The following is a 2247-nucleotide window of genomic DNA, read 5'->3' as shown; positions in this document are numbered from 1 at the left end:
CCCAAACCTCGCTTCCGGAACACCATGCAGCGCTCCCCACCGAAAACCCCAACAGGACGCCACACCGACCAGCGTGGCGTCCGATGCTCGGGGCTCACTTCACGTAACAATCAGACAAAGATGTTCTCTGGGCTATCCGTCCAGGCGGCCGATCTTGTTACAAGGGCGCGTCCGCACCCGCTGGCCACCGCCTGGCCCTTTCGACGATTCTGCTGCTGAACACCGAACCAATCTACCGGCAGCCGAGCCTCCACAACCACGAAGGGTCATAGCCTTTCGGCATCATCGCATTTCGGGGTTTCAGCCAGTGAGATGCGTCCTGTTCCGGGCCGGATCGTAGAGGTGCGACTGGGCGCAATCGACCGCTTTCGCCAGCGCCGGTCCGACCAGAATCACCGCCGCCTGACGCAATTCGGCCGCCTCGACCCGATCCGCGATATCGGCGAGAGTGCCTCGCAGAACTAGTTGTTCGGGCTGACTGGCCCGGTAGACGACCGCCACCGGACAGCTCGGGCCGTACTCGTCGACCAGCTCCTCGGCGAGGGTTCGGATGCGCGTGACGGCCAGATGCAGCACCAGGGTCGCGCGGGTCCGCGCGAAATTCCGCAGCGACTCCGATTCGGGCATAACGGTCGATCGAGCCTGTGTGCGCGTCAGCACCACCGACTGGACCAGTTCCGGGACCGTCAGCTCGGCGCCCAGCACCGCCGCCGCGGCGGCGTAGGCCGGAACTCCGGGTGTGACGTCCCAGGGGATACCGGCGGCGTCCAGCCTGCGCTTCTGCTCGGTCAGCGCCGAATAGAGGGACGGATCGCCCGAACACAGCCGGGCGACGTCCCGGCCCTCGGCGTTCGCCCGGGCGCAGTGCTCGATGATCTGATCCAGGTCCAGGCCCTGGGTGTCGATGAGCTCGGCATCGGGGGCGCAGTGGGCCAGCACGCCGGGATCGAGATAGGTGCCCGCGTACAGGCAGACCGGCGACCGCCGCAGCAGCTCCACCGCGCGCACGGTCAGCAGATCCGCCGCACCCGGTCCGGCCCCGATGAAGTGCACAGTCATGCCGCGAGTCTGGCATTGCCCGGCGCGCGAACCCTCCGCAGGGGAGGTGATCGGCGAATCAGGCGGTGGCGTCGAAGTGCGCGATGACCTTGGCCGGATGCAGGCGGACGACCAGTTCACCGGCGACGCCATTGCGCTTGCCGAATTCCTCGGCCCGGTCCGCACCCATATAGCGGGCGCCGATGAGCGTGGCCGTGCGGACGAGTTCGTCCAGGTCCTCGGAGACCGTGGCCACACCCTGCACCTGTACGTGGGGGTAGGGCGGGCCGTCCAGGTCGACGCACAGCGCCAGGCGGCTGTCGTGTGCGATCGCCTTGCCCTTGGCGGTGGCCTTACCGGTATTGAAGACGATGGTGTCGTCCTCGACGATGAACCAGACCGGCGTGACCAGCGGCCTGCCGTCGGCGGCGATGAACGCGAGCTTGGCGGTGCGGGTGCCTTCGGACAGGAATTCCCGCACGCCGGGATCCGAGAGTGAGGTCATAGGGCCACCGTAGGACGTCCGTCCCGGAAACAAGATCAGCGAAACCGGGTCAGATGGCTCCGCGTTCGCGCGCCCGGGCCACCGCCGAGGTGCGGGACTTCACGCCGAGCTTGGCGTAGATGTGCACGAGATGGGATTTGACGGTGGTCTCGCTCAAGAAGAGGCGGCGGCCGATCTCCCGATTGGAGTGGCCGTCGGCGACCAGGCGCAGCACTTCGATCTCACGGGGACTGAGTGTGGTGTCCGGCTTGCGGACCCGGGTCATGAGGCGTGAGGCCACCGAGGGGGACAGCACGCTTTCGCCGTCCGCGGCCGAGCGGACGGCGGCCAGCAGTTCGGCGGGCGGGGTGTCCTTGAGGATGTAGCCGCAGGCGCCCGCCTCGATGGCGCCGAGGATATCGGCGTCGGTGTCATAGTTGGTGACCACCAGGACATTCGGCGGATCGGGCAGTTCGCGAACGGCGGCGGTGGCGTCCGCACCGGACTTGCCCGGGCCGAAGCGCAGATCCATGAGCACCAGATCGACCTGGTGGGTGGAGCAGAAGGCGACGGCCTCCTCCGCGGTGGCGACCTCGCCGATCACCTCGATATCCGGGCCGGAATCACTTTCGGCCACACCGGAATCCAGTAGGGCGTGCAGGCCCGCGCGGACGATGGCGTGATCGTCGGCGAGCAGAATGCGGATCACGTGCTTCCCTCCTGGA

The 2247-nt window shown here is 67.4% G+C and carries 3 protein-coding genes; all 3 read right to left on the bottom strand.

Translation table 11 applies throughout. The features are described 5' to 3' along the window. Nucleotides 1–300: 300 nt before the first annotated feature. The 3 genes from cobM to OG716_RS35140 are packed head-to-tail and all read right to left on the bottom strand — an operon-like array spanning nt 301 to nt 2231. Nucleotides 301–1059 (bottom strand): precorrin-4 C(11)-methyltransferase, encoded by a 759-nt coding sequence (gene cobM / locus OG716_RS35150; protein ID WP_405134629.1) that lies wholly within the window; start codon nt 1057–1059, stop codon nt 301–303. Nucleotides 1060–1117: 58 nt separating this feature from the next. Then, the gene (locus OG716_RS35145) at nt 1118–1543 is read right to left on the bottom strand and encodes a PPOX class F420-dependent oxidoreductase (RefSeq protein WP_405134628.1); all 426 of its coding nucleotides are present in this window, start codon (nt 1541–1543) and stop codon (nt 1118–1120) included. 49 nt (nt 1544–1592) lie between these two features. Continuing rightward, nucleotides 1593–2231 carry a LuxR C-terminal-related transcriptional regulator gene (locus OG716_RS35140; RefSeq protein WP_405140121.1) on the bottom strand — a complete coding sequence of 213 codons (639 nt, stop codon included), beginning with the start codon at nt 2229–2231 and terminating at the stop codon, nt 1593–1595. Nucleotides 2232–2247 lie beyond the last annotated feature (16 nt).

The sequence above is a fragment of the Nocardia sp. NBC_01388 genome (assembly GCF_045040085.1).
Lineage (GTDB): Bacteria > Actinomycetota > Actinomycetes > Mycobacteriales > Mycobacteriaceae > Nocardia.
Note: the sequence above shows the minus strand (reverse complement) of the source record. Positions and strands in the feature narration are given on the sequence as shown.

Excerpts from the sequence above, each read along its gene's own strand:
- OG716_RS35145 (WP_405134628.1), bottom strand. The coding sequence starts at position 1,543 with ATGACCTCACTCTCGGATCCCGGCGTGCGGGAATTCCTGTCCGAAGGC.
- cobM (WP_405134629.1), bottom strand. The coding sequence starts at position 1,059 with ATGACTGTGCACTTCATCGGGGCCGGACCGGGTGCGGCGGATCTGCTG.